At 60.9% G+C, this 23418-nt stretch carries 24 protein-coding genes; 2 read left to right on the top strand and 22 right to left on the bottom strand.

Annotated elements, in window-relative coordinates:
• Window positions 1-19 precede the first annotated feature (19 nt).
• From AC07N4_RS25775 to AC07N4_RS25725, 11 genes are all read right to left on the bottom strand, one after another.
• Window positions 20-1003 (bottom strand): DNA polymerase III subunit delta', encoded by a 984-nt coding sequence (locus AC07N4_RS25775; protein WP_096820963.1) that lies wholly within the window; start codon window positions 1001-1003, stop codon window positions 20-22.
• A complete protein-coding gene (gene tmk / locus AC07N4_RS25770; protein ID WP_493066353.1) occupies window positions 996-1628 on the bottom strand; it encodes a dTMP kinase in 633 nt (210 codons plus the stop codon). Before tmk ends, AC07N4_RS25775 begins: the two co-directional genes overlap by 8 nt.
• Window positions 1629-1647: 19 nt before the next feature.
• Complete coding sequence (mltG, locus tag AC07N4_RS25765) at window positions 1648-2829, bottom strand: endolytic transglycosylase MltG (protein WP_493066352.1); 1182 nt, start codon at window positions 2827-2829, stop codon at window positions 1648-1650.
• A 3-nt stretch (window positions 2830-2832) separates the two neighbouring features.
• On the bottom strand, window positions 2833-3648 hold the full coding sequence (pabC, locus tag AC07N4_RS25760) for an aminodeoxychorismate lyase (protein WP_493066351.1): 816 nt from the start codon (window positions 3646-3648) through the stop codon (window positions 2833-2835).
• Entirely contained in the window at window positions 3648-4892 is a 1245-nt protein-coding gene (gene fabF / locus AC07N4_RS25755) for a beta-ketoacyl-ACP synthase II (RefSeq protein ID WP_007908259.1), read from the bottom strand. Before fabF ends, pabC begins: the two co-directional genes overlap by 1 nt.
• Window positions 4893-5000: 108 nt before the next feature.
• Window positions 5001-5237 carry an acyl carrier protein gene (gene acpP / locus AC07N4_RS25750; RefSeq protein WP_003175607.1) on the bottom strand — a complete coding sequence of 79 codons (237 nt, stop codon included), beginning with the start codon at window positions 5235-5237 and terminating at the stop codon, window positions 5001-5003.
• A gap of 196 nt (window positions 5238-5433) precedes the next feature.
• On the bottom strand, window positions 5434-6177 hold the full coding sequence (gene fabG / locus AC07N4_RS25745; RefSeq protein WP_007950790.1) for a 3-oxoacyl-ACP reductase FabG: 744 nt from the start codon (window positions 6175-6177) through the stop codon (window positions 5434-5436).
• 16 nt (window positions 6178-6193) lie between these two features.
• Window positions 6194-7132, bottom strand: coding sequence for an ACP S-malonyltransferase (fabD, locus tag AC07N4_RS25740; RefSeq protein ID WP_096820958.1), 939 nt, complete (start codon window positions 7130-7132; stop codon window positions 6194-6196).
• A gap of 125 nt (window positions 7133-7257) precedes the next feature.
• A complete protein-coding gene (plsX, locus tag AC07N4_RS25735) occupies window positions 7258-8268 on the bottom strand; it encodes a phosphate acyltransferase PlsX (protein WP_074688106.1) in 1011 nt (336 codons plus the stop codon).
• 4 nt (window positions 8269-8272) lie between these two features.
• Window positions 8273-8455, bottom strand: a complete 183-nt coding sequence (rpmF, locus tag AC07N4_RS25730) for a 50S ribosomal protein L32 (protein ID WP_003179396.1) — start codon at window positions 8453-8455, stop codon at window positions 8273-8275.
• Window positions 8456-8468: 13 nt separating this feature from the next.
• Window positions 8469-8996 carry a YceD family protein gene (locus AC07N4_RS25725; RefSeq protein WP_003204262.1) on the bottom strand — a complete coding sequence of 176 codons (528 nt, stop codon included), beginning with the start codon at window positions 8994-8996 and terminating at the stop codon, window positions 8469-8471.
• 106 nt (window positions 8997-9102) lie between these two features.
• On the opposite strand from AC07N4_RS25725, the gene AC07N4_RS25720 reads away from it, so the two are divergent.
• Window positions 9103-9681, top strand: coding sequence for a Maf family protein (locus AC07N4_RS25720; RefSeq protein ID WP_493066350.1), 579 nt, complete (start codon window positions 9103-9105; stop codon window positions 9679-9681).
• A 48-nt stretch (window positions 9682-9729) separates the two neighbouring features.
• Here AC07N4_RS25720 and sppA read toward each other — a convergent pair whose 3' ends face one another.
• Genes sppA through rluC form a run of 3 tightly spaced genes read right to left on the bottom strand, consistent with a single transcriptional unit; the run spans window position 9730 to window position 12355 of the window.
• Entirely contained in the window at window positions 9730-10719 is a 990-nt protein-coding gene (gene sppA, locus AC07N4_RS25715) for a signal peptide peptidase SppA (RefSeq protein ID WP_102622535.1), read from the bottom strand.
• 24 nt (window positions 10720-10743) lie between these two features.
• Window positions 10744-11406: an HAD-IA family hydrolase gene (locus AC07N4_RS25710; protein ID WP_096820954.1), complete on the bottom strand. Its 663-nt coding sequence runs from the start codon at window positions 11404-11406 to the stop codon at window positions 10744-10746.
• Window positions 11393-12355, bottom strand: coding sequence for a 23S rRNA pseudouridine(955/2504/2580) synthase RluC (gene rluC, locus AC07N4_RS25705; protein WP_493066349.1), 963 nt, complete (start codon window positions 12353-12355; stop codon window positions 11393-11395). Before rluC ends, AC07N4_RS25710 begins: the two co-directional genes overlap by 14 nt.
• A gap of 697 nt (window positions 12356-13052) precedes the next feature.
• Between rluC and rne the strand changes: the two genes are divergently transcribed.
• Complete coding sequence (rne, locus tag AC07N4_RS25700; protein ID WP_493066348.1) at window positions 13053-16295, top strand: ribonuclease E; 3243 nt, start codon at window positions 13053-13055, stop codon at window positions 16293-16295.
• A 68-nt stretch (window positions 16296-16363) separates the two neighbouring features.
• Here the strand turns inward: rne and AC07N4_RS25695 are convergent, their stop codons facing one another.
• The 8 genes from AC07N4_RS25695 to AC07N4_RS25660 all read right to left on the bottom strand — a co-directional run bounded on the left by AC07N4_RS25695 (window position 16364) and on the right by AC07N4_RS25660 (window position 23395).
• Entirely contained in the window at window positions 16364-16960 is a 597-nt protein-coding gene (locus AC07N4_RS25695; protein ID WP_493066347.1) for a nucleotidyltransferase family protein, read from the bottom strand.
• Entirely contained in the window at window positions 16957-17934 is a 978-nt protein-coding gene (locus AC07N4_RS25690; protein WP_102622531.1) for an XdhC family protein, read from the bottom strand. Before AC07N4_RS25690 ends, AC07N4_RS25695 begins: the two co-directional genes overlap by 4 nt.
• On the bottom strand, window positions 17934-20255 hold the full coding sequence (locus AC07N4_RS25685; RefSeq protein ID WP_273539116.1) for a xanthine dehydrogenase family protein molybdopterin-binding subunit: 2322 nt from the start codon (window positions 20253-20255) through the stop codon (window positions 17934-17936). The genes AC07N4_RS25690 and AC07N4_RS25685 overlap by 1 nt, the downstream gene beginning before the upstream one ends.
• Window positions 20252-20722: a (2Fe-2S)-binding protein gene (locus tag AC07N4_RS25680; protein ID WP_096820949.1), complete on the bottom strand. Its 471-nt coding sequence runs from the start codon at window positions 20720-20722 to the stop codon at window positions 20252-20254. Before AC07N4_RS25680 ends, AC07N4_RS25685 begins: the two co-directional genes overlap by 4 nt.
• A gap of 246 nt (window positions 20723-20968) precedes the next feature.
• Window positions 20969-21988 carry a UDP-N-acetylmuramate dehydrogenase gene (gene murB / locus AC07N4_RS25675; protein WP_102622529.1) on the bottom strand — a complete coding sequence of 340 codons (1020 nt, stop codon included), beginning with the start codon at window positions 21986-21988 and terminating at the stop codon, window positions 20969-20971.
• On the bottom strand, window positions 21985-22449 hold the full coding sequence (locus tag AC07N4_RS25670; protein ID WP_102622528.1) for a low molecular weight protein-tyrosine-phosphatase: 465 nt from the start codon (window positions 22447-22449) through the stop codon (window positions 21985-21987). Before AC07N4_RS25670 ends, murB begins: the two co-directional genes overlap by 4 nt.
• Complete coding sequence (kdsB, locus tag AC07N4_RS25665) at window positions 22449-23213, bottom strand: 3-deoxy-manno-octulosonate cytidylyltransferase (RefSeq protein ID WP_096820946.1); 765 nt, start codon at window positions 23211-23213, stop codon at window positions 22449-22451. The genes AC07N4_RS25670 and kdsB overlap by 1 nt, the downstream gene beginning before the upstream one ends.
• Window positions 23210-23395: a Trm112 family protein gene (locus tag AC07N4_RS25660; RefSeq protein WP_003174668.1), complete on the bottom strand. Its 186-nt coding sequence runs from the start codon at window positions 23393-23395 to the stop codon at window positions 23210-23212. Before AC07N4_RS25660 ends, kdsB begins: the two co-directional genes overlap by 4 nt.
• Window positions 23396-23418: the final 23 nt, after the last annotated feature.

Genomic DNA, 23418 nt, shown 5'->3' with positions numbered 1-23418 from the left:
AGAGTCTAGGTACACATTCTTATCTTTGGCCAGGCAGACTCGCCCATTGCACCAACAACGCTTCCAGCAGCAACGCGGCATTGAGGTTGGCCTTGCTCAGGACTTTCTGGCGCTGGGCGAGAATCCAGTCCTGGATATCGAGGACTTTACGCTGGGCGCTTTTTTGCGCCAGGTACTGCACGACCTTGCGCATGTCGGTCAGGCCGAGGCCCGCTTCATCCTGGGTCAATTGATAGCGCAGGATCAGGCTCGACCAGTCGCAGAACCAGTCGAACAGGCGCAGCATCGGAATGTTTTTCCACTCCTCGGCCAGTTGCGTCGGCGATTGCTGCTGTTTGAGCAGCTTCTTCACGCCTTCCACAACCTGCGCACGCTGCTCACGTACGCCCTGCCCCTGCAACGTGACAGCGGCCAATGGTGAGCCAGCGGCCAGAGTCAGCAGCTCGACCCGTTCGTCTTCGGAGCATTCCGGCAATGCCTGAGCCAGCCATTGCAGGCTCATGGCCTCGCTCGGCAGCGGACAGGCCTGTTGCACGCAGCGGCTCTTGATGGTCGGCAATAGACGGCTCGGCTGGTGACTGACCAGCAACAACACGGTATTGCCCGACGGCTCTTCGAGACTCTTGAGCAAGGCGTTGGCGGCGTTGATGTTCATCGACTCCACCGGCTCGATCAGCACCACCTTGCGACCGCCCAGTTGCGCGGTCTGCACCACGAAACTGACCAGATCACGCACCTGGTCGACCTTGATCGCCTTGTCCGCTTCTTCCGGTTCGAGGATGTAATTGTCCGGGTGGCTGCCGGCCTTGAGCAGCAGGCAGGATTTGCACTCGCCGCAGGCTTCAGGCGTCGGACGCTGGCACAGCAGACTGGCCATCAGCCGCTCGGCCAACGCGCGCTTGCCGATCCCGGCGGGACCGTGCAGCAGATACGCGTGGGCGTGCTGAGTGCGACCGGCCAGTTGCTGCCAGAGACTGTCCTGCCACGGATAGGCCTCAGCCACGGCACAGCTCCAGCAAGTTCGGAATCAGGGTATCCAGCGATTGTTGAACCTTGGCCAACGGCTGACCGGCGTCGATCCGCACGTAACGCATAGGATCGGCCTCGGCACGCTTGAGGAAAGCACTGCGCACCGCCTCGAAAAACGCCCGGCCTTCCAGTTCGAAGCGATCCAGACGACCCCGGGCGCTGGCCCGGGCCAAACCGATTTCCACCGGCAGATCGAAAATCAGCGTCAGGTCGGGACGCAGGTCGCCCTGCACGAAAGTCTCCAGTGCAGCGATACGCTCCAGCGACAAACCACGACCGCCACCCTGATAGGCGTAAGTCGAATCGGTGAACCGGTCGCACAAGACGACGGCACCACGGGCCAGCGCCGGGCGAATGACTTCAGCCAGATGCTGGGCACGGGCGGCAAACACCAGCAGCAGCTCGGTGTCCGGGTTCATCACTTCGTCGACCGGGGCCAGCAACACCTCACGAATACGCTCGGCCAGCGGCGTACCGCCGGGCTCGCGGGTCAGCACCACTTCGATACCGGCGGCGCGCAGGCGCTCGGCGAGGTATTCGCGGTTGGTGCTCTTGCCGGCGCCTTCCGGGCCTTCCAGGGTAATAAACAAGCCAGTCACAGGCAGTCCTTAATCAAAGTCATTGCGCGGTTTGCGGTGCGGCCGCTTCGGTTTCCGGAGTCGGCTCGGGCTCCTGGGCAGGAACCTGCGGCAACGATTCTGGCGCAGTGTCGGGTGATGCGGCAGGAGCGGCTTCCCCGGTTGTCGGAGCGGCTTCCGGTGTCGAAGCCGGCGCCGGGCTCGAACGGTAATCCGAGCGCCGTTTGAGCTGGAACTCACGCACCGCACTGTTGTGCGCATCGAGGTCGTCGGAGAACACATGGCTGCCATCGCCACGAGCTACAAAGTAGAGGCTGGTGCCTTCCACCGGGTTCAACGCGGCGTGAATCGCCTCGCGGCCAACCATCGCAATCGGCGTCGGCGGCAGCCCCGGAATCACATAAGTGTTGTACGGCGTGGCTTCCTTGAGATGCGCACGAGTCAGCTTGCCGTTGTAGCGATCACCCAGACCGTAGATCACCGTCGGATCAGTCTGCAACTGCATGCCCAGCGCCATGCGACGTACGAACACGCCAGCAATCTGGCCACGCTCCTGCGGAACGCCGGTTTCCTTCTCCACCAGTGACGCCATGATCAGCGCCTGGTAAGGCTCGGTGTAGGGAGCATCAGTGGAGCGGTTTTCCCATTCCTTGGCCAGCACTTCGTCGAGGCGGTCGAAGGCCTTTTTCAGCAACTCGGTATCGGAGACCCCGCGCACGAAACGGTAGGTGTCGGGGAAGAACCGACCTTCGGGAAACAAGCCCTTGTGGCCGATTTTGGCCATCACATCACTGTCGCTCAGACCGGTCAGGGTCTGCTCGATCTTTTCGTCTTTCGACAAAGCGGCGCGCACCTGATGGAAGTTCCAGCCTTCGACGAGGGTCAGGCTGTACTGAACCACTTCGCCACGCTTCCACAGCTCGATCAGACCCTTGACGGTCATGCCCGGCTGCATGCGGTACTCGCCCGTATGAATCGGGGTGCCCGTCAGATTGAAACGCCAATAAATGCGTAGCCAGAAAGCGTCCTTGATCACGCCATCGGCTTCAAGTCCGAGAAGGGTGCGGGTCGGCGTGGAACCCTTGGGCACATCCAGCAGTTCTTCCTGCGTGATATTCAGAGGCTGTTCCAGTGCCGAATGAATCTTCCAGGCGCTGGCGCCCAGCAGCAGCCCTGCCAGAACCAGTCCGGTTTCCAGCAGCAGCAAAAGTTTACGTCTCACGAATCAGGCATCCAGTAGCGTGCGGGCAATGGTTTGCAGTTTACGGGTGAGCGGCCCAACCGGCCAGCTCAGTGCAGCGTACGCGCGTACCGGCCAGACGCCATACACGCTGTTGCAGACAAAGACTTCATCAGCCCATTGCAGCTGATCAAGGCTGATATCGGTGATTTGCACGGGGATACCCGATGACGCTGCCTGAAACAATAGTTCGGCGCGCATCACACCGGCCACCCCGCAGCGTTTCAGATCCGCCGTGACCAGCACGCCATCGCGCACCAGAAACAGGTTGCTGAACACGCCCTCGATCACACGACCCGCCTGGTCGAGCATCAAGCCTTCGGCGTGCTCGCTGTCTTGCCATTCGGCGCGAGCGAGGACTTGTTCCAGACGATTGAGGTGCTTGAGACCTGCCAGCAAGGGCTGGACAGATAAACGCGTCGTACACGAAAACAGGCGAACGCCTTGCTCGCCATGGACGGCAGGATAAGCAGCAGGAGGATTGCCTTGCAGAATGCGTCGGCCCGGCGCCGAAGGATCCGGCGCATAACCGCGCAAACCGTCGCCACGGGTGAGGATGAGCTTGAGCACACCCTCGCCCATGGCCGCCGCATAGGCTTGCAGCTCGCTACGGATCAGCTCGATGTCGGCCGCGATGGCCAGGCGTGAACAGCCTTCGGCCAGTCGCGCCACGTGACGCTCCAGCAGCAAAGGCTGGCCGTTACGCACGGCGATGGTCTCGAACAGACCGTCGCCGTAAGCCAGGCCGCGATCTTTCAGCGACAGAGTGTCAGCCGGTTGACCGTCGACCCAGCAGTCCATCAGCCGGCGAACCGACGGAACGCCAACGTGCCGTTGGTGCCGCCAAACCCGAACGAGTTGGACAGCACGACATCGATATCCATGTTGCGCGCCGTGTGCGGCACGAAGTCGAGATCGCAGCCTTCATCCGGCTCATCGAGGTTGATGGTCGGCGGCGCCACCTGGCTGTTGATCGCCAGCACGCTGAAGATCGCCTCGACCGCGCCCGCTGCACCCAACAGGTGACCGGTCATGGACTTGGTGGAGCTGACCGCCAGTTTATAGGCGTGATCACCGAACACCGACTTGATCGCGTTGGCTTCGGCGAGGTCGCCGGCCGGCGTCGAAGTACCGTGAGCGTTGATGTATTGCACTTGATCGACGTTGATCTTCGCGTCACGCAGCGCATTGGTGATGCAACGCGCAGCACCGGCGCCATCGGCAGGTGGCGACGTCATGTGGAACGCATCGCCACTGGTGCCGAAACCGATCAGCTCGGCGTAGATGGTCGCGCCACGGGCCTTGGCGTGCTCGAGTTCTTCGAGCACCAGGGCGCCGGCGCCGTCGGACAGGACGAAGCCATCACGGCCCTTGTCCCACGGACGGCTGGCACGGGTCGGTTCGTCGTTGCGGGTCGACAGTGCACGGGAGGCGCCAAAGCCGCCCATGCCCAGACCGCACGCGGCCATCTCGGCACCGCCGGCAATCATCACGTCGGCTTCGTCGTACATGATGTTGCGGGCCGCCATGCCGATGCAGTGCGTACCGGTGGTACACGCTGTGGCGATGGCGTAGTTAGGCCCCTGTGCACCCAGGTGGATGGACAGGAAACCGGAAATCATATTGATGATCGAGCCAGGCACAAAGAACGGAGAAATCCGGCGCGGGCCGGTTTCGTGCAGGGTGCGACTGGTTTCTTCGATGTTGGTCAGACCGCCGATACCCGAACCCATGGCCACGCCAATGCGTTCACGGTTGGCATCGGTGACTTCCAGGCCAGCATTGCGTACGGCTTGAAAGCCGGCCGCCAGACCGTACTGAATGAACAGGTCGAGCTTGCGCGCTTCCTTGACCGACAGGTATTCCTCGACATTGAAGCCCTTTACCGAGCCGCCAAAGCGGGTGGAATAGGCAGAAAGGTCGGTGTGTTCGATCAGACCAATGCCACTGCGGCCAGCCAGAATGCCCTGCCAACTGCTCGGCACATCCGTGCCCAGTGGCGACAACATACCCATACCGGTGACTACGACGCGTCTACGCGACACAGCACTCTCCTTTTTCAAATGACGACTTTGCATCAGGCCTAAAGAAAAAACCGCACGCCATGATGGCAGTGCGGTTTTTCCATGACAGCAAGCAACGATTACAAACTATTACGCCTGGTGGCTAGTAACGTAGTCGATTGCAGCTTGTACAGTAGTGATCTTCTCAGCTTCTTCGTCAGGGATTTCGGTCTCGAATTCCTCTTCCAGAGCCATCACCAGCTCAACGGTGTCAAGGGAGTCGGCACCCAGGTCTTCTACGAAGGAAGCGGTGTTTACCACTTCTTCTTCTTTAACACCCAGTTGCTCGGCAACGATTTTCTTGACGCGCTCTTCGATGGTGCTCATACCTTGTTTTCACTCCTAATGGACAAATTCAGGCAGCTGGCCAGTGGGTAAGTGTATAGAAAGACTTTTCAGCTTTTCAACTGAAAGCTTCACTCCTCAAACCCTGCGGCCCTCTGCCTATAAATAGATTGCAGCTTTATAACGGATTTTAGACAGCTCGTATGACATTTTTTTGAAGCAATCCGTCACATTTGAATTACATGTACATCCCGCCGTTAACCGGGATTGTAGCCCCGGTCACGTATGCCGCACCGTCGGATGCAAGAAAAGCGACCACGGACGCGATCTCTTGAGCTTGTCCCAGACGGCCCAGCGGAATCTGCGTCTGCAAGGCTTCACGCTGTGCTTCAGGCAGCTCGCGGGTCATATCGGTGTCGATGAACCCTGGGGTCACCGAGTTGACCGTAATCGAACGCGAACCGACTTCACGCGCCATGGCACGGCTGAAACCTTCCAGACCGGCCTTGGCGGCTGCATAGTTTACTTGGCCTGCGTTGCCCATGGCACCCACCACCGAGCCAATACTGATAATTCGACCCCAACGCGCCTTGGTCATGCCGCGCAGAACGCCCTTGGACAGGCGATACAGACTGTTCAGGTTGGTATCGATCACGTCGTACCACTCGTCGTCTTTCATGCGCATCATCAGGTTATCGCGGGTGATGCCGGCATTGTTGACCAGGATCGCGACCGGAGCACCGAACTGCTCCTGGATGCTTGCAAGCACCTTGGTGACCGATTCGTCGCTGGTGACGTTCAGTTCGAAACCTGCGCCCTGAATGCCGTTTTCCTTCAGGGTCGCAGCAATGCGCTCGGCGCCGGAAGCGGAAGTCGCGGTGCCAACAACGATGGCGCCCTGACGACCCAGTTCCAGTGCGATAGCCTGGCCGATACCACGGCTTGCGCCGGTGACCAGTGCAACTTTACCTTGCAGACTCATGCAAGTTTCTCCTGATTCAGACAATCGCTGCACGAGCGGCAGCGAAAGCGTCTGGGGTATTGAGGTTGGAAGTCGAAACGCCTTCGGCGCAACGTTTGTTCAGACCGGCAAGCACTTTGCCAGGGCCGCACTCGACCAGATTGGTCGCGCCTTTCGCTGCCAGAGTCTGTACGGACTCGACCCAGCGAACCGGCTTGTAGAGTTGTTCCAGCAGATCACGCTTGAGGGTTTCCAGATCCGCCGGCACCTGAGCGCTGACGTTCTGCACCACAGGGATCTGCGGCGCCTGCCAGTCGATGGCAGCGATGGATTCGGCAAAGCGCTCGGCAGCCGGACGCATCAGTTCGCAGTGCGATGGCACGCTGACCGGCAGCGGCATGGCACGCTTGGCGCCACGGGCCTTGCAGCCTTCGATGGCGCGCTCGACGGCAGCCTTGGCACCGGCGATCACCACCTGGCCCGGGGAGTTGAAGTTCACCGCGCTGACCACGTCGCCTTGCGCCGCTTCGGCACAGGCTGCCAGCACGTCGGCGTCTTCCAGACCGAGGATGGCAGCCATGCCGCCCTGCCCGGCCGGAACGGCTTCCTGCATCAGTTGGCCACGGCGCTCGACGAGCTTCACCGCGTCCGCCAGGCTCAGGCTGCCCGCAGCGACCAGCGCGCTGTACTCACCCAGGCTGTGACCGGCAACGAACGCCGGGCGCGCACCGCCTTCCGCCAGCCACAGACGCCACAGGGCGATCGAAGCGGTCAGAATGGCCGGTTGGGTTTTGTCGGTTTGATTGAGCAGCTCTTCCGGACCCTGCTGGGTCAGCGCCCACAGGTCGTAGCCCAGAGCATCGGATGCTTCTTTGAAAGTTTCGAGGATCAGCGGATGTTGCGCGCCCAGCTCGGCCAGCATGCCGAGGGACTGCGAACCCTGTCCTGGAAAGACGAATGCGAGGGAAGCAGACATGTAACAAGCCCCTAATGATCTTGTCGTCGGAAAAATGGCATCCCGCTAGAGGGACGCAAGAAACTGACAGTTGGATGGCCCTTTGAACCGGGCGGTCACATTTAAGCATTGTCCGACGAAAACGCCTAAGACAACAAATCCTCCAGACGGCCGTGCAGGCGCTCGGGAAGATTCTCCTGAATCTCGATCAACGCCCGCTGAATGGCGCTCTGAAACCCCTGAACCCCGGCGGAACCGTGACTTTTCACCACAATCCCCTGCAGGCCAAGGAAGCTTGCACCGTTATGCCGCGCAGGCGCCAGATCAGCCTGCAGACGCTTCATCAGGGGCAGCGCCAGAGCGCCGACAGCGCGGGAGGCGAGGTTTTTCTTGAACAAGGCCTCGATGCGCGCAGCGATCATCGTCGCCAGGCCTTCGCTGGACTTGAGCAGAATGTTGCCGACAAAACCGTCGCAAACCACCACATCCGCCTCGCCGCGATACAAGCCGTCGCCTTCGATGAAACCGATGTAGTTAATGCCCCGGGCCGCCTGCAACAACGTCGCAGCCAGCTTGACCTGCTGATTGCCCTTGATGTCCTCGGTGCCAATGTTCAGCAACGCGACACGCGGGCGGGCAATGCCCAGCGTTTGTGCGGCCACAGACCCCATCACAGCGAACTGCAACAGATGCTCGGCGCTGCAATCGACGTTGGCGCCCAGATCGAGCAACTGGCAATAGCCCTTCTGCGTAGGGATCGCCGCGACCATGGCCGGACGATCAATCCCCGGCAGTGTCTTGAGCACAAATCGCGACAGCGCCATCAGCGCACCGGTATTGCCGGCACTGACACAGGCCTGAACCTTGCCATCACGCAGCAATTCGAGGGCGACACGCATCGACGAGTCCGGCTTGCCACGCAGAGCCTGGGCAGGTTTTTCGTCCATGGTGATGACTTCGGACGCCGGAACAATCGTCAGGCGCGCGCGATCGGCAGCCGATTGGCCGGTGATCAATTCTTCAAGAAGGGAGGGTTGACCGACGAGGGTCAGGTGCAGCGAGGGTGTAGCAGAAAGGCAAGCAAGGCTGGCCTGAACAATGCTGCGGGGACCGAAGTCCCCGCCCATTGCGTCAATCGCGATGACTTGAGCGGACAAGTGATTACTCGTCAGCGCCCTTGTCGATCACTTTACGGCCACGGTATACGCCTTCTGGCGATACGTGGTGACGCAGGTGAACTTCACCAGTGGTTTTTTCTACAGACAGGGTGCTAGCCTCGAGAGCGTCGTGCGAACGGCGCATGTCACGGGCAGAGCGGGATTTTTTGTTCTGCTGAACAGCCATAATTGATTAACTCCTAAACGTTTGGGTCACGCTTTAACTGCGCCAATACACTGAACGGGTTGGACCGCGTTACCTCGTCCTCGCTCGGTTCGGGCTCATCTGCTCCCGCCGGCTGCTGGCATTCTTCCGGATGATGAGCAGGCACAATGGGCAAGGCGAGCAGAAGCTCCTCCTCGATCAGTGACTGCAGATCCAATGGATCTTCGCCCAGTTCCAGCACGTCATAACCTTTCGGTAACGACTGGGTATTCGCACCCTCCTTCACTACAGCGTAACTGCATTCGCTGTGGATCGGCAGGGTGACCAGCTCAAGACAACGCTGGCAAACCATTTTGACTTCGGTGTCGATAAAGCTGTGGATCACCACAGATTTACGTTCATCTCGTTCAAAAACGAATTTAGCCTGCACCGTACCGACATCGTCGGAAAGCGGGTCGCAAAGTCTCTTCAAATCGGCCAGCAGCAGTTCACCTTGAAGGGTGGTGCCACGGTCAGCCAATTTGCGCGGGTCAACGTGAGGTGGAATCGGGTCATTCAACATAGGCGCAGCATTATAGGGATGCACCCGCCCATGTCAAAGGAAATTGCGCCCTGTCCGTCACTTACGCGGCTCCGCTAGAATCTGCCACCTGCCTCTGGAGATGCGAATGCTGCCTTTATTACTCGCTTCAAGCTCGACCTATCGTCGGGAATTGCTCAATCGCCTGCGCTTACCGTTCGTCTGCAGCTCACCGGATATCGACGAAAGCCATCGCCCGGACGAGTCGGCAATCGACCTGGTCAAACGCCTCGCCGAACAGAAAGCCCGGGCACTGGCCGACAGCCACCCTGCCCATTTGATCATCGGCTCCGACCAGGCTGCCGTACTCGGCGAACGCATCATCGGCAAACCACACACCTTTGAAAACGCCCGCGAACAACTGATGGCCGCCAGCGGCGCCAGCGTGACCTTCCTCACCGGCCTGGCCCTGCTCAACAGCCAGACAGGCCACTGCCAGGTCGACTGCGTGCCTTTCACCGTGCACATGCGCGTACTGGATCAGGCCCGCGTCGAGCGCTACCTGCACGCTGAGCAGCCCTACGACTGTGCCGGCAGCTTCAAGGCCGAAGGACTGGGCGTGAGCCTGTTCCAGTCCACCGAAGGCCCCGACGCCACCAGCCTGATCGGCCTGCCGCTGATTCGCCTGATCGACATGCTGCTGGCGGAAGGCGTACAAATTCCCTGACCCATAAAAAACCGGCCACGAAGGCCGGTTTTTTTATGCATCAAGCGATCAACGCAACGATGGCCCGTGGAAACCCATCCACATTGCCAACTGCTCGGCCACACTGGCGCCCAGTTTTTTCGAGAAGCGATCGAACGGCGATTCCTGAACGGTGAAATCCACCAGCTCCTTTTCGCCAATCACGTCACGCGCCACCGAACTGGCATTGCCCAGACCATCGATCAACCCCAGCGGCAACGCCTGCTCGCCAGACCAGACCAGCCCGGAGAACAGCTCCGGATGCTCCTTGTCTTTCAGGCGATCACCACGCCCCTGCTTCACGCTGTTGATGAACTGCTTGTGCGTGGTATCCAGCACACTTTGCCAGAACGCCGTCTCTTCCGGCTTCTGCGGCTGGAACGGGTCGAGGAACGACTTGTGCTCGCCAGAGGTGTAGGTGCGACGCTCGACGCCCAGCTTCTCCATGGTGCCGACAAAGCCATAACCGGCCGCAGTCACACCGATAGAGCCCACCAGACTCGCCTTGTCGGCGTAGATCTGATCCGCAGCGCTGGCGATGTAATAGGCCCCGGAGGCACCAAGATCGGAAATCACCGCATACAACTTGGTATCCGGATGCAGACCACGCAGGCGCTTTATCTCGTCATACACATAACCCGACTGCACCGGACTGCCGCCAGGGCTGTTGATGCGCAGGATCACGCCCTTGACCTTCTTGTCCTCGAACGCCGCCCGCAGACTGCCGACGATATTATCGGCACTGGCCGGCTCTTTGTCGGCAATCATGCCGGTGACGTCGATCAGCGCGGTGTAGTTCGGGCCACGAGTGGCGCTTTTTTCCATGTCCATCAACGGCGTGAACAGGATCAGCGCAACAAATAGATAAACAAACGTCAGCAGCTTGAAGAAGATCCCCCAACGCCTGGAACGACGCTGCTCTTGCACACCGGCCAGCAGAGTCTTTTCCAGCAGCTTCCAGCTTTTCGCATCACCGTCGTCGGCAGTTGCCTTGGCCGGTGCTTTCCATTCGTCGGTCATGCCATCCACCCCAGCAAAAACGTATTAAGCCTGCTGCGCGAGCCAGGCATGCAATTCACAAAATCGGTCAATCGACAGACGCGGCTCGAACTGCTGCAGCGATTCGATCGATTGCGCGCCATAACTGACCGCCACCGAATCCATCCCCGCATTGCGCGCCATCAACAGATCGAAGGACGAATCACCGACCATCAGCGCTTGCTCGGCACGCACACCGCAATGCGCAAGGATCTGCTCCAGCATCAGCGGATGCGGCTTGCTCGCCGTTTCATCGGCGGCACGGGTGATATCGAAATAATCTTCCCAGCCATTGGCCTTGAGCACCCGATCCAGCCCGCGACGATTCTTGCCGGTCGCGACTGCCAGGTGATAGCCCTGCTCGCGAAAGGACGCCATCGACTCGACTACGCCCTCGAACAACGGCGAAGGCACGGCCTCCGCGGCGATGTAGTGATCCGCGTAATACTCGCGAAACAAGGTCATTTCGGCATCGCTGATGTCCGGATACAAGGTGCGGATCGCCTCGGGCAAGCCCAGACCGATGATGCCTTTGACGGCAAAATCATCACGCAACTCGAAACCTGAACGCCCGGATGCCGAGTGCATTGCCTCGACAATCCGATGAATGGAATCGGCCAGCGTGCCGTCCCAATCAAAAATCAGTAGTTTGTAATCAGATGGGCGCACTCAATCGCTCCACAGTCTTGGCCCACACTTCATCGACCGGTGCCTGCAACTTGAGCTCACCGCCATCGGGCAGCGGCACGGTCAGCATGTAGGCGTGCAGGAACAGGCGCTTGCCGCCCAGATCACGGATTTCCTTGCTGAAACTGTCATCGCCGTATTTGGTGTCACCCGCAATGCAGTGCCCGGCGTGCAATGTGTGGACGCGGATCTGGTGCGTACGACCAGTGATCGGCTTGGCTTCGATCAGAGTGGCAAAATCGCCAAAGCGACGCAGAACCTTGAACACGGTCACAGACTCCTTGCCCTCCTCCTCGTCGACCTCGACCATGCGCTCACCGGAGCGCAAATTGCTCTTGCCGAGCGCCGCACGGACTTGCTTGATCGAGGTCGCCCAATTGCCGCGAACCAGTGCCATGTAGCGCTTGTCGACACCGTCACCGCGCAACGCGGCATGCAAGTGACGCAACATGCTGCGCTTCTTGGCGATCATCAGCAGGCCGGAGGTATCACGATCGAGACGGTGAACCAGCTCGAGCTCCTTGGCATCGGGGCGCAACTGACGAAAGGCTTCGATAACGCCGTAATTCAAGCCGCTGCCACCGTGAACCGCAATGCCGGCGGGCTTGTTGATCACGATCAGGGCTTTGTCTTCGTAGACAATCGAGGCTTCCAGGCGCTGCAACAGACCTTGGGCCAAAGGCACCGGTTCGTCACGCTCAGGCACGCGAACCGGCGGCACGCGCACGATATCACCGGCCTGCAGCTTGTATTCGGGCTTGATCCGACCTTTGTTAACACGCACTTCGCCTTTGCGCAAAATGCGGTAAATCAAGGTCTTGGGCACGCCTTTGAGCCGGGCGAGGAGGAAATTGTCGATTCGTTGGCCGGCATATTCCGGCGAGACCTCAAGCAATTGAACGCCTGGAGTCGAAGGGGCAGTAGTCGTCATGGCGCGGATGATAACAATTTTTATGGAATTGAAGCACTTAATCATTGCTGCTATAGTCGCGAACGCCGCCAAAAGCGGCCTGGACAGCGGAACCACGGTCAAAAACCGGCCCTGACCAACGCAATTCACCAGGACGCGAGGCCGTCCTACGGGGCTTTCGCTACGTAACGGTGGAGTTTGCAGCTGTAACAAGCGCAGGTGACATGAGGCCTGAATCACGCCGCAAAGCAGAGTTTTGACTCGCCACGCGAGCCATATTCACGGCCAGTTCACAAAGTGCAGTCAGCCGCGGATGACCCCGAGCGAAAGCGCCGGAAACACCGCCTGAATTAGCCATGATGCGTGACCTCCCCTTTCGGAGCTCACGGTAAATGCCAACCCGCTGCGGATTCTGCGCGCGGCAGCACCCGAATTATCAGGGATACGTGTAGGGTGGAGATGCACAACCGCTGGACTGTGTAGCAACAGGCTTTATCAAGACGCTTCATCTCGTCCACAGCCGCGGTTGATTCCTCCTCCTGACTGAGTGCTTAAGTAGCCACAGCAAGCAGGACGCGTACGTCGCGATAACGGCCCAATTGGCCGGACATCGCTGGACACGGGAATGGCCAACCACTCCCGACGCACCTGACACCGACCGTGAGAAGTCGTGTGTGCCGAACGCCGTTTCCGGCAGCCCGGAAACCGACGGTACTACATGAAAAGAATGCTGATTAACGCAACTCAACCCGAAGAGTTGCGTGTTGCACTGGTAGATGGCCAGCGCCTCTACGACCTGGACATCGAATCCGGTGCACGCGAGCAGAAAAAGGCCAACATCTATAAAGGCCGTATCACTCGCATCGAACCAAGCCTTGAGGCTGCCTTTGTCGATTTCGGCTCCGAGCGCCACGGCTTTCTGCCCCTCAAAGAAATCTCCCGCGAATACTTCAAGAAAGCCCCCGAAGGCCGCGTCAACATCAAAGACGTCCTGAGCGAAGGCCAGGAAGTCATCGTTCAGGTCGAAAAAGAAGAACGCGGCAACAAGGGCGCAGCCCTGACCACCTTCATCAGCCTGGCCGGTCGTTACCTCGTTCTGATGCCGAACAACCCGCGTGCCGGCGGCATCTCCCGTCGCATCGAAGGCGAAGAGCGCAACGAACTGCGTGAAGCGCTGAACGGCCTGGTTGCTCCAGCCGACATGGGTCTGATCGTGCGCACTGCCGGCCTTGGCCGCAGCAGCGAAGAAATGCAGTGGGACCTCGATTACCTGCTGCAACTCTGGACCGCTATCAAGGAAGCGTCGCTGGATCGTTCCGCGCCGTTCCTGATCTACCAGGAAAGCAACGTCATCATCCGCGCCATCCGCGATTACCTGCGCCAGGACATCGGCGAAGTGCTGATCGACAGCGTTGAAGCCCAGGACGAAGCCCTGACCTTCATCCGCCAGGTGATGCCGCAGTACGCCAGCAAGATCAAGCTGTACGAAGACAGCGTTCCGCTGTTCAACCGTTTCCAGATCGAAAGCCAGATCGAAACCGCTTTCCAGCGCGTCGTCGAACTGCCTTCCGGCGGCTCCATCGTCATCGATCCGACCGAAGCCCTGGTGTCCATCGACATCAACTCGGCGCGCGCCACCAAAGGCAGCGACATCGAAGAAACCGCCCTGCAGACCAACCTTGAAGCGGCTGAAGAAATCGCCCGTCAGTTGCGCCTGCGCGACATCGGCGGCCTGATCGTCATCGACTTCATCGACATGACCCCTGCCAAGAACCAGCGCGCCGTGGAAGAGAAAGTCCGCGAATGCCTGGAAGCCGACCGCGCCCGTGTGCAGATCGGCCGCATCTCGCGCTTCGGCCTGCTGGAAATGTCCCGTCAGCGCCTGCGTCCTTCGCTCGGCGAAAGCAGCGGCATCGTCTGCCCGCGTTGCAGCGGCACCGGCATCATCCGTGACGTCGAATCGCTGTCCCTGGCAATCCTGCGCCTGATTGAAGAAGAAGCCCTGAAAGACCGCACCGCCGAAGTTCGCGCTCAAGTGCCGATCCCGGTGGCTGCGTTCCTGCTCAACGAAAAACGCAACTCGATCACCAAGATCGAACTGCGCACCCGCGCTCGCATCGTCATCCTGCCGAACGATCACCTCGAAACCCCGCATTTCGAAGTTCAGCGTCTGCGTGACGACAGCCCGGAAGCCGCGACCAACCAGTCCAGCTACGAAATCGCTGCCGCTGCTGCCGACGTCGAAGACGTTCAGCCAGCCGCCGCGACCCGCACCCTGGTTCGCCAGGAAGCTGCGGTCAAGACCGCTCCTGCCCGCGCCAACGCTCCGGTTCCGACCGAAGTCGCCGCTCCGGCTCCAGCCCCTGCTCCGGTTGCCGCACCAGAGCCAAGCCTGTTCAAAGGCCTGGTGAAGTCGCTGGTCAGCCTGTTCGCTACCAAAGAAGAGCCAGTTGCTCCGGTCGTGGTTGAAAAACCTGCCGCCGAGCGTCCGGCCCGCAATGAAGAGCGTCGCAACGGTCGTCAGCAGAGCCGCAACCGTAACGGTCGCCGCGATGAAGAACGCAAGCCGCGCGAAGAACGTGCCCCACGTGAAGAGCGCGCACCGCGCGAGCCGCGTGAAGAGCGTCAGCCTCGTGAAGCCCGCGAAGTCCGCGAGCCACGCGAGTCCCGTGACGAAGCACCGGTAGCCCGTGAAGAACGCGCACCACGCGCCCCTCGTGAAGAACGTGCACCACGTGCTCCGCGCGAAGATCGCAAGCCGCGTGGCGAGCGCGAAGAGCGCGTACGTGAACTGCGTGAACCTCTGGATGCCGCACCAGCCGCAGCTGCTGCCGCTGTTGCTGTAGCCGCCACTGAAGAGCGTCCAGCTCGTCAGCCGCGTGAAGAGCGTGCACCACGTCCACCGCGTGAAGAGCGTCAACCGCGTGCCGAACAAGCCACTGCTGCCGTAGCTGAAGAAGAAATCACCACCAACGAAGAGCAACTGCCGGAAGACGGTTCGGAGAACGCCGAAGGCGATCGTCCACGCCGCCGCTCCCGTGGTCAGCGTCGTCGCAGCAACCGTCGTGAGCGTCAGCGTGATGCCAACGGTAACGTGATCGAAGGTTCGGAAGAATCCGAAACCGGCGAAAACGCCGAAGCACCAAGCACTGCCGACCTGGCTGCTGGCCTGGCTGTGACTGCCGCTGTTGCCAGCACCGTGATCAGCGCTCCGGCCGAAGCTCAGGCCCACGAGCAAGCTGAACGCGCCACCGCTGCAACGCTGGAAACCGCTCCAGTAGAAGCGCCGGTTGTTGAAGCAACCACTCCAGTAGAAGTGGCTGCTGCTCCGGAAGTCGAAGTGGCTCCGGTTCGCGAAGCTCAGCCACAGGTTGAAGTCGCTGCCGAACCTGCCGTGGCCTTCGAAGCACAGGTCGTTGTTGAAGCATCGGTTGTCGAAACCGTCGCTGAAACCGTGACCGAAACCGTGCGTGAAGTTCGCGAAGAACAGACCGCTTTCAACTGGGTGGCCGAGCCGGTTGTCGCTGAAACACCAGCGCCAGTGGTTGAAGCGCCTGTTGTTGAAGAAGCCAAGGCTGCCGAGCCAGTGGTTGTTGCTGAACCGGCACCGGTCGTTGAAGCTCCGGTCGTAGAAGCGCCAGTTGTAGCCGAAGCACCAGCCCCTGTGGTTGAAGCGGCTCCGGTCAGCGCCCTGACGCCAAGTGGCCGCGCGCCGAACGACCCACGTGAAGTGCGTCGCCGCAAGCGCGAAGAAGAGCGTCTGCAGAAGGAAGCCGAACTGGCTGCCGCTGCCGCCGCTGCTACTCCAGCTGCCGAAGTGGTCGAGGCAGCCCCTGCCCCGGTCGCTGAAGAAGTTGCCGTTGAAGCCGTGATTGCCGAAGCACCACGTTCCGTTCAGGACGCGGTCGAGCATCACGAACAGGCCCAGGAAAAAGAACACGAGCCTAAACCTCTCGTCTGATTCCGACCGCCAATGAAAAGCCCCGCCTGGTCATCCAGGCGGGGCTTTTTTATGCCTTGCGTTTTAGATCAGTCAGGCGGAAAAACCAACGCCTGGGGCACATCGATATCCCAAAGGACGCCAGGATCATCCACGACTACCTCAACCACCCGCCCTTGCTTGAACAAAGGCCTGGCCCCACGATCACCGGACAACGCCATCAACCCGGACCCAAATGTTCGACCAAATCCAACCGGATGCCCGTATTCACCGTTGAGCACCGGCACACTGACCGCATCGTCGGCAATCGCCGCCACCACCCGTTCAATGCTCGACGGCAGGATGAACGGCATATCGCCCAGTACAATCAGCCAGCCATCCAGATCCGGGCAAGCCGCGACACCCGCCGCAATGCTGTCACCCATCCCCGTGGACTCGATCGAGACAACATCACACCCGTAAGCCTGCGCCATGCGCATCGCCTGCGGCCGCGCTTCGGTCGTCACCAGCACTCGCTTGTCGAGACTCGCCGGCAGGTTCACCAGCGTCTGCTCGATCACCGAACGCACAGCCCCGTCGCGCCCCGTGCAATCGGCCAGAAGCTTGTCTTTGTCGGCACCCGCCACCTCGCGGAAACGGCTGCCCTCGCCCGCCGCCAGCACAATCACTCCGATGGATCGACTCATGCGTGCTCTGCCCTCTTCTGCGTCAACTCGACACCATTCTTGATCGCGACGATTTCCGCCAGCAACGACAACGCGATTTCCGCCGGGGAATGACTGCCGATCGGCAGACCGATCGGCCCGTGCAATCTTGCAATGGCCGCTGGCGACAAGCCTAGCTCAGCCAGATATTCCCGGCGCTTGAGGCTGTTGACGCGCGAGCCCAGGGCACCAACGTAAAACGCCTTGGAATCGAGCGCCGTCAGCAGCGCCATGTCGTCCAGGCGCGGATCGTGGGTCAGGGCAACGATGGCAGTGCGTTCGTCGGTCTGAATATTCAGCACCGCCTCATCCGGCATGCCCGGGACAAAGCGGCCATGCTGCTCTTCCCAGTCATAAACGAATTCGGTGCGGGGATCGCAGATCAGCACTTCGAAATCCAGCAGCCGCGCCATTTCTGCCACATAACGCGACAACTGTCCGGCACCGATCAGCAGCAGACGCCAACGCGGGCCGTAGATGGCGCGCAAGGTCTTGCCGTCGAAAGCCAATGCATCCGCTTTGCTCGCCGGCGAAAGAATCACTTCACCGCTTTCAAGATTCAGCTCGCGAGCAACGATTTCGTGAGCCTCACAACGAGCCAACAACTCGGCGACCCATGCCGGATCGCCGACTCGCTCTTCGGTCAGACGCAAGGTGCCGCCACAAGGCAGGCCGAACCGCGCCGCCTCCTCCCGCGTCACGCCATAGGTGATCAACTGCACCGGCGGCCCGTCGGCGGGAATCCGCCCGTCATGCAACCGGGCAATCAGATCGTCCTCGACACAACCGCCAGACACCGAACCGATGACCACGCCATCCTCGCGCAATGCCAGCATCGCGCCGGGCGCCCGGGGCGCAGTGCCCCAGGTCTGCACCACCGAAAACAACACCACCCGCTGCCCGGCGCGGCGCCATTCGAGCACGCTGCGCAGGACATTGAGATCGGCGCTGTCCATCACGCTTGCGCCTTTTGCCAGCCCTGCAACTGGTAACGCACCGGCAGGTTACGGATGCGCTGGCCGGTCGCGGCGAAGATCGCATTGCACAGCGCCGGCGCAATCGGCGGCACGCCCGGCTCACCGACACCGCCCAGCGGCACTTCGCCCGGCGGCGTCACCAGATGCACCGCGACTTCCTTCGGTGCCAGCGACATGCGCGCCACTTCATACATATGGAAGTTGTCTTGCTGCACCTTGCCGTCCTTGAAGCTGATTTCACCCCACACGGCATTGCCCAGGCCCATCACACAGGCGCCTTCGAACTGCGATCGGATTCGCTCGGGGTTGATCTGCGGCCCGCAATCCACCGCGATATCAGCCTTGTGCACGATCAGCGTGCCGTCGTCCTTGACCTCGACTTCGATCACCGCTGCCACATAAGTCACGAAGCTGTAATGCACGGCTAATCCGAGACCACGGCCCTTGGGCAATTTCCGCCCCCAACCGGCGGCCTTGGCCGCGGTTTCCAGCACGGTGCGCATACGCCCGGTGTCGATCGGATAACGCTCGGGGGATTCGCCGTAGTTCCATTCTTCACTGAGCGTGCGCGGGTCGATCTGCCGATCCGGGCCGAGCAATTTGATCTGGTACTTGAGCGGATCTTCCTTGGCCTTGTGCGCCAGTTCGTCGACGAAGCTCTGGATCGCGAAGCCATGGGGAATGTTCGACACCGAGCGATACCAACCCACACGCGTATGAACCGTGGCTTCAGGGTTTTCCAGACGTACGTTGGGAATCGCATAAGCCATGTTGGTGAAACCCATGCCCAGCTCGAACGCGGCTTCGTGATTCATGCCCGGTGCGAACAGCGCCGTGATGCTCGGCGCCACCGTGCGGTGCAGCCAGGCGGACGGCAAGCCGTCCTTGCCCACACCGGCCTTCAGGTACTCGGCCGAAACGGTGTGGAAATACGAGTTGTGGATGTCATCTTCCCGGGTCCACTGCACGCGCACAGCCTTGCCGGGGAATTCCTTGGCGAGGATCGCGGCTTCGACAACGAAGTCCGGTTTGGACTTGCGGCCAAAACCACCGCCGAGCAGTGTCACGTTGAAGGTCACGTTATCGAACGGCAGACCGAGGCGTTCGGCGATTCGCTCACGGGTGACCTGCGGCGCCTGACTCGGCGCCCAGGCCTCACACACGCCCTCTTTATAGCGAGCGATGGCCACCATCGGCTCCATCGGCGCCTGTGCCAGATGTGGCAAGTAGTAAGAAGCTTCCAGAGTGCTGGCAGCGCTGCCGATGGCCTTTTCGATGTCACCGGTGTTGCGCACTACCTTGCCCGGCTTCAGCGAAGCGGCTTCGATCTCCTTGCGATAGGCAACCGAGTCGTAACTGGCGTTCGGGCCGTCGTCCCATTCGATCTTCAGCGCCTCGCGGCCCTTGAGCGCCGCCCAGGTGTTGCTGGCCACGACGGCCACGCCGCCCAATGGCTGGAATTCCGACGGCAGCGGGCGCGGTTCGATCTGAATGACTTTCAGCACACCCGGTACTTTCAGCGCGGCGCTGTCATCCACCGACTTGACCTTGCCGCCGTACACCGCAGGGCGGGCGATCACGGCGTACAGCATGCCGTCGAAATGCACATCGGCTCCGTACACGGCGCGACCGTTGACGATGTCATCGCCATCGATGGCCTTGGTGCCTTCCTTGCCGATGTAGCGGAATTCCGACGGCTGCTTGAGCCGCAGGCTGTCACGCCCCGGAACCGGCAACGCACTGGCCGCTGCAGCCAGCTCGCCGTAGCCCAACTCGCGCCCGGACGGCGTGTGAATGACTTTGTGCAGTTGCGCGCGGCACTCGCTGACCGGCACCTTCCACTGCGCGGCCGCAGCCTGCTCAAGCATGGTCCGGGCAGCGGCGCCGCAACGACGCATCGGTTCGTACCAATGGCGCATGCTGCGCGAGCCGTCGGTGTCCTGGTTGCCGAAACGCACTTCGTCGCCCGGCGCCTGTTGAACCTTGACGTGGGCCCAGTCGGCCTCAAGTTCATCGGCGACCACCATAGTCAGGCTCGTGCGCACGCCCTGGCCCATTTCCGAGCGGTTGCAGACCACGGTCACCGTACCGTCGGCGGCAATGCTGACGTAAACCTTCGGATCGTCGATCCAGCCGTTGGGCATGCCATCGGCACCGAATTTCTTCGGTTTGTCTTCGGCCAGCGCATCCTGCCAGCCCCAACTCGCGGCCAGCACCAGCGCACCGGTAGCGCCCACACCCTTGAGGAAGCCCCGACGACTCAGGTTGCTCAGGGCGAAATCGTTCGGTAAACGGCTCATGCCTTGGCCTCCTTCAAGTGAGTGGAAGCCTGACGAATGGCGGTCTTGATCCGGTTGTAGGTGCCGCAGCGGCAAATGTTGCCGACCATCGCCTCTTCGATCTGCTCGTCGCTCGGGTTCGGGTTGGTCTTGAGCAACGCGGTGGCAGACATGATCTGCCCACCCTGACAGAAACCGCACTGGGCCACGGCGGTGTCCAGCCAGGCCTGCTGGACGATCTGGCCAATCGGATCGGCGTGCAGGTTGTCGATGGTGGTCACATTCTGCCCGGCCACCGAGCCGATCGGCGTGATGCAACTGCGCGCCGGCGAGCCGTCGATATGAATGGTGCAGGCGCCACACAGGCCCATGCCGCAGCCGAACTTGGTGCCGTTGTAACCGGCGACGTCACGGATCGCCCACAGCAGGGGCATGTCCTCGGTGACATCGAGTGGATGATCTTGACCATTGAGTTTCAGGGTAATCATGGGCACGCCCGCATATTCGTGGAGGTTATGGGGTCGAGCAATCTGCCGCCGGAAAATCAGCGGTGGGTTCACGCAGATCGACTCAGGCTAATGAGGCTCTCTTGTGCCGACAGGAACGTCTGCACCGGGCCTTTGGTGGAGCAAAGGGTTGTATCGTTAGCTCGCTAAGTTAACCCGGGATTAACAAAAAAGCCCTGCACTTTTTAAATAGTGCAGGGCTTTGGATTCAGCCTTGAAAGCGTAGCCTCAATAACGGTTGGGCTCCATTTCCAGCTCGACATTGAAACGTTCTGCAATGTCTTTCTGGATACGTTGCGCCAGATCGAGCAGTTGCAGCCCGGTCGCCGCGCCGTAGTTGACCAGCACCAGCGCCTGCAATTTATGCACGCCGGCATCGGCTTCACGGAAACCTTTCCAGCCCGCTCGCTCGATCAACCAGCCCGCCGCCAGCTTCATCTGCCCGTCCGGTTGCGCGTAGGCCACCAGATCCGGGTGCTGCCCCTTGATCTGCGCGACCACCGCCGCTGACACCAACGGGTTCTTGAAGAAGCTGCCGGCATTGCCGAGCACCGCCGGGTCCGGCAGTTTCTCGCTGCGGATGCTGCAAATGGCGCGGCTGACATCCGTCGGCGTCGGCTGCTCGATGCCCTGCTCGGTCAGGCGCTGACGCACCGGGCCGTATTCCAGGTGCAGATGCGCGACTCGATCCAATGCGAAGCGCACCCGCAGGATCAACCAACGACCCGGTTGCTGCTTGAACACGCTGTCGCGGTAGGCGAAGTTGCACTCTTCCAGACAGAAGTCGCGCAACTCGCCGGTCTGGCGATCCAGCGCTGTCAGGCCGGCGAACACGTCCTTGATCTCGACACCGTAGGCACCAATGTTCTGCATCGGCGCAGCGCCGACGGTGCCGGGGATCAGGCTGAGGTTTTCCAGCCCCGAAAAACCCTGCGCCAGCGTGTGCTGGACAAATGGATGCCACGGCTCGCCAGCCTCGGCCTCAATCACCACGCGGTTGCCGTCATCACTGATGACGCGAATGCCACGGCTGGCCATGCGCAGCACCAGTGCCGGAATGTCCGCCGTCAGCAGCAGATTGCTGCCGCCACCGATGACCAGCAACGGCACATCGTGGGCGGTCGCATAAGCCAGGGCTTCGCGCACATCGGCGTCACTGTGGGCCTCGGCGAACAATTGCGCACGAACGTCCACACCAAACGTGTTGAACGGTTTCATCGAAACCTGAGGGTGTACCTGCAAACTCATAACCGGCCCTTCACTTCGATCAGCAACCGGTCGCAGGCGCGCTCGATCAAATCCAATACCTGCTCGAAACCCTGATCGCCGTCGTAATACGGATCCGGCACTTCATCGACTTCGCCTTCATAACGGCGCAGGAACAAGTCCAGCTCAGCCTTGCCGGTAGACGGTTGCAAGGCCTTGAGGTTGCGCAGGTTGCTGTTGTCCATGGCGAGGATCAGGTCGTAGCTGGCGAAATCGGCGCGGCTGACCTGCTGAGCGCGTTGCGCCGACAAGTCGTAACCACGCAGTTTGGCCGCTGCCTGACTGCGCTTGTCCGGTGGATTGCCGACGTGCCAGTCGCCGGTGCCGGCGGAGGCCACTTCGACCTGAGCCGCCAATCCGGCCTCACGCAGTTTGGCGCGCATCACGCCTTCGGCGGTGGGCGAGCGGCAGATGTTGCCCAGGCACACGAACAGAACGCGCATCAGGCCTCCAGCAGGCGACGGACGCGCTCGAGGTCTTCGGCGGTGTCGACTCCGGTTGGCGGCGCGATCAATGCGTCAGCCACGTGAATCCGCACGCCGTGCCACAGGGCACGCAACTGTTCGAGGGATTCGGTGTTTTCCAGCCAGCACGGGCCCCAGCTCACGAAGTCCTGGAGGAAGCCTGCACGGTAGGCATAGATGCCGATGTGGCGGCGATACGGCACGCCTTCCGGCAGCACGTCGCGGTTCTTGGCGAACGCATCGCGGGCCCACGGCAACGTCGCACGACTGAACGTCAGCGCCAGACCGTTGAGGTCGCTGACGACCTTGACCACGTTCGGATTGAACAGGGTTTCCACGTCCTCGATCGGCTCGGCCAGGGTGGCCATGCGCGCTTCGGTGTGAGCCGCAAGGTTGGCGGCAACCTGGTCGATCACGCTTGGCGGGATCAGCGGTTCGTCACCCTGCACGTTGACCACGATGGCATCCGGCTCAAGGCCCAGTTTCGCAGCCACTTCGGCCAGGCGGTCGGTGCCGGAGTTGTGATCTTCACGGGTCAGCACCACTTCGGCGCCGAAAGCCTTGCAGGCCTCGACGATGCGCGCATCGTCGGTGGCCACGACCACGCGACTGGCGCTGCTTTTACTCGCCTGTTCCCAGACGTGCTGGATCATCGGCTTGCCGGCGATATCCAGCAGCGGTTTGCCCGGCAGACGGGTCGAGGCGTAGCGCGACGGGATGACAACGGTGAAGGCTGTGGTCATTTATCCAGACGCTCGTCGGTGGTCAGGGTGCGGGCTTCGCTTTCCAGCATGACCGGGATGCCATCACGGATCGGGTACGCCAGGCCGGCGCCCTTGCTGATCAGTTCGGTCTTGTCGGCGCTGAGCTTGAGCGGGCCTTTGCAGATCGGGCAGGCGAGGATGTCGAGCAATTTGGTGTCCATGAACATTCCCTGGATAAAAACGG

The sequence above is a fragment of the Pseudomonas sp. GW821-FHT09E04 genome, from assembly GCF_059416185.1.
Note: the sequence above shows the minus strand (reverse complement) of the source record. Positions and strands in the feature narration are given on the sequence as shown.

Coding starts and splice junctions, on each gene's coding strand:
- AC07N4_RS25695 (WP_493066347.1), bottom strand. CDS start 16,960: ATGAGTCGATCCATCGGAGTGATTGTGCTGGCGGCGGGCGAGGGCAGC.
- rne (WP_493066348.1), top strand. CDS start 13,053: ATGAAAAGAATGCTGATTAACGCAACTCAACCCGAAGAGTTGCGTGTT.
- AC07N4_RS25670 (WP_102622528.1), bottom strand. CDS start 22,449: ATGCGCGTTCTGTTCGTGTGCCTGGGCAACATCTGCCGCTCGCCCACC.
- sppA (WP_102622535.1), bottom strand. CDS start 10,719: ATGACCGACGAATGGAAAGCACCGGCCAAGGCAACTGCCGACGACGGT.
- pabC (WP_493066351.1), bottom strand. CDS start 3,648: ATGGACTGCTGGGTCGACGGTCAACCGGCTGACACTCTGTCGCTGAAA.
- acpP (WP_003175607.1), bottom strand. CDS start 5,237: ATGAGCACCATCGAAGAGCGCGTCAAGAAAATCGTTGCCGAGCAACTG.
- kdsB (WP_096820946.1), bottom strand. CDS start 23,213: ATGACCACAGCCTTCACCGTTGTCATCCCGTCGCGCTACGCCTCGACC.
- AC07N4_RS25685 (WP_273539116.1), bottom strand. CDS start 20,255: ATGAGCCGTTTACCGAACGATTTCGCCCTGAGCAACCTGAGTCGTCGG.
- AC07N4_RS25690 (WP_102622531.1), bottom strand. CDS start 17,934: ATGGACAGCGCCGATCTCAATGTCCTGCGCAGCGTGCTCGAATGGCGC.
- fabG (WP_007950790.1), bottom strand. CDS start 6,177: ATGAGTCTGCAAGGTAAAGTTGCACTGGTCACCGGCGCAAGCCGTGGT.
- rluC (WP_493066349.1), bottom strand. CDS start 12,355: ATGACGACTACTGCCCCTTCGACTCCAGGCGTTCAATTGCTTGAGGTC.
- AC07N4_RS25680 (WP_096820949.1), bottom strand. CDS start 20,722: ATGATTACCCTGAAACTCAATGGTCAAGATCATCCACTCGATGTCACC.
- AC07N4_RS25660 (WP_003174668.1), bottom strand. CDS start 23,395: ATGGACACCAAATTGCTCGACATCCTCGCCTGCCCGATCTGCAAAGGC.
- AC07N4_RS25720 (WP_493066350.1), top strand. CDS start 9,103: ATGCTGCCTTTATTACTCGCTTCAAGCTCGACCTATCGTCGGGAATTG.
- AC07N4_RS25725 (WP_003204262.1), bottom strand. CDS start 8,996: ATGTTGAATGACCCGATTCCACCTCACGTTGACCCGCGCAAATTGGCT.
- rpmF (WP_003179396.1), bottom strand. CDS start 8,455: ATGGCTGTTCAGCAGAACAAAAAATCCCGCTCTGCCCGTGACATGCGC.
- murB (WP_102622529.1), bottom strand. CDS start 21,988: ATGAGTTTGCAGGTACACCCTCAGGTTTCGATGAAACCGTTCAACACG.
- fabD (WP_096820958.1), bottom strand. CDS start 7,132: ATGTCTGCTTCCCTCGCATTCGTCTTTCCAGGACAGGGTTCGCAGTCC.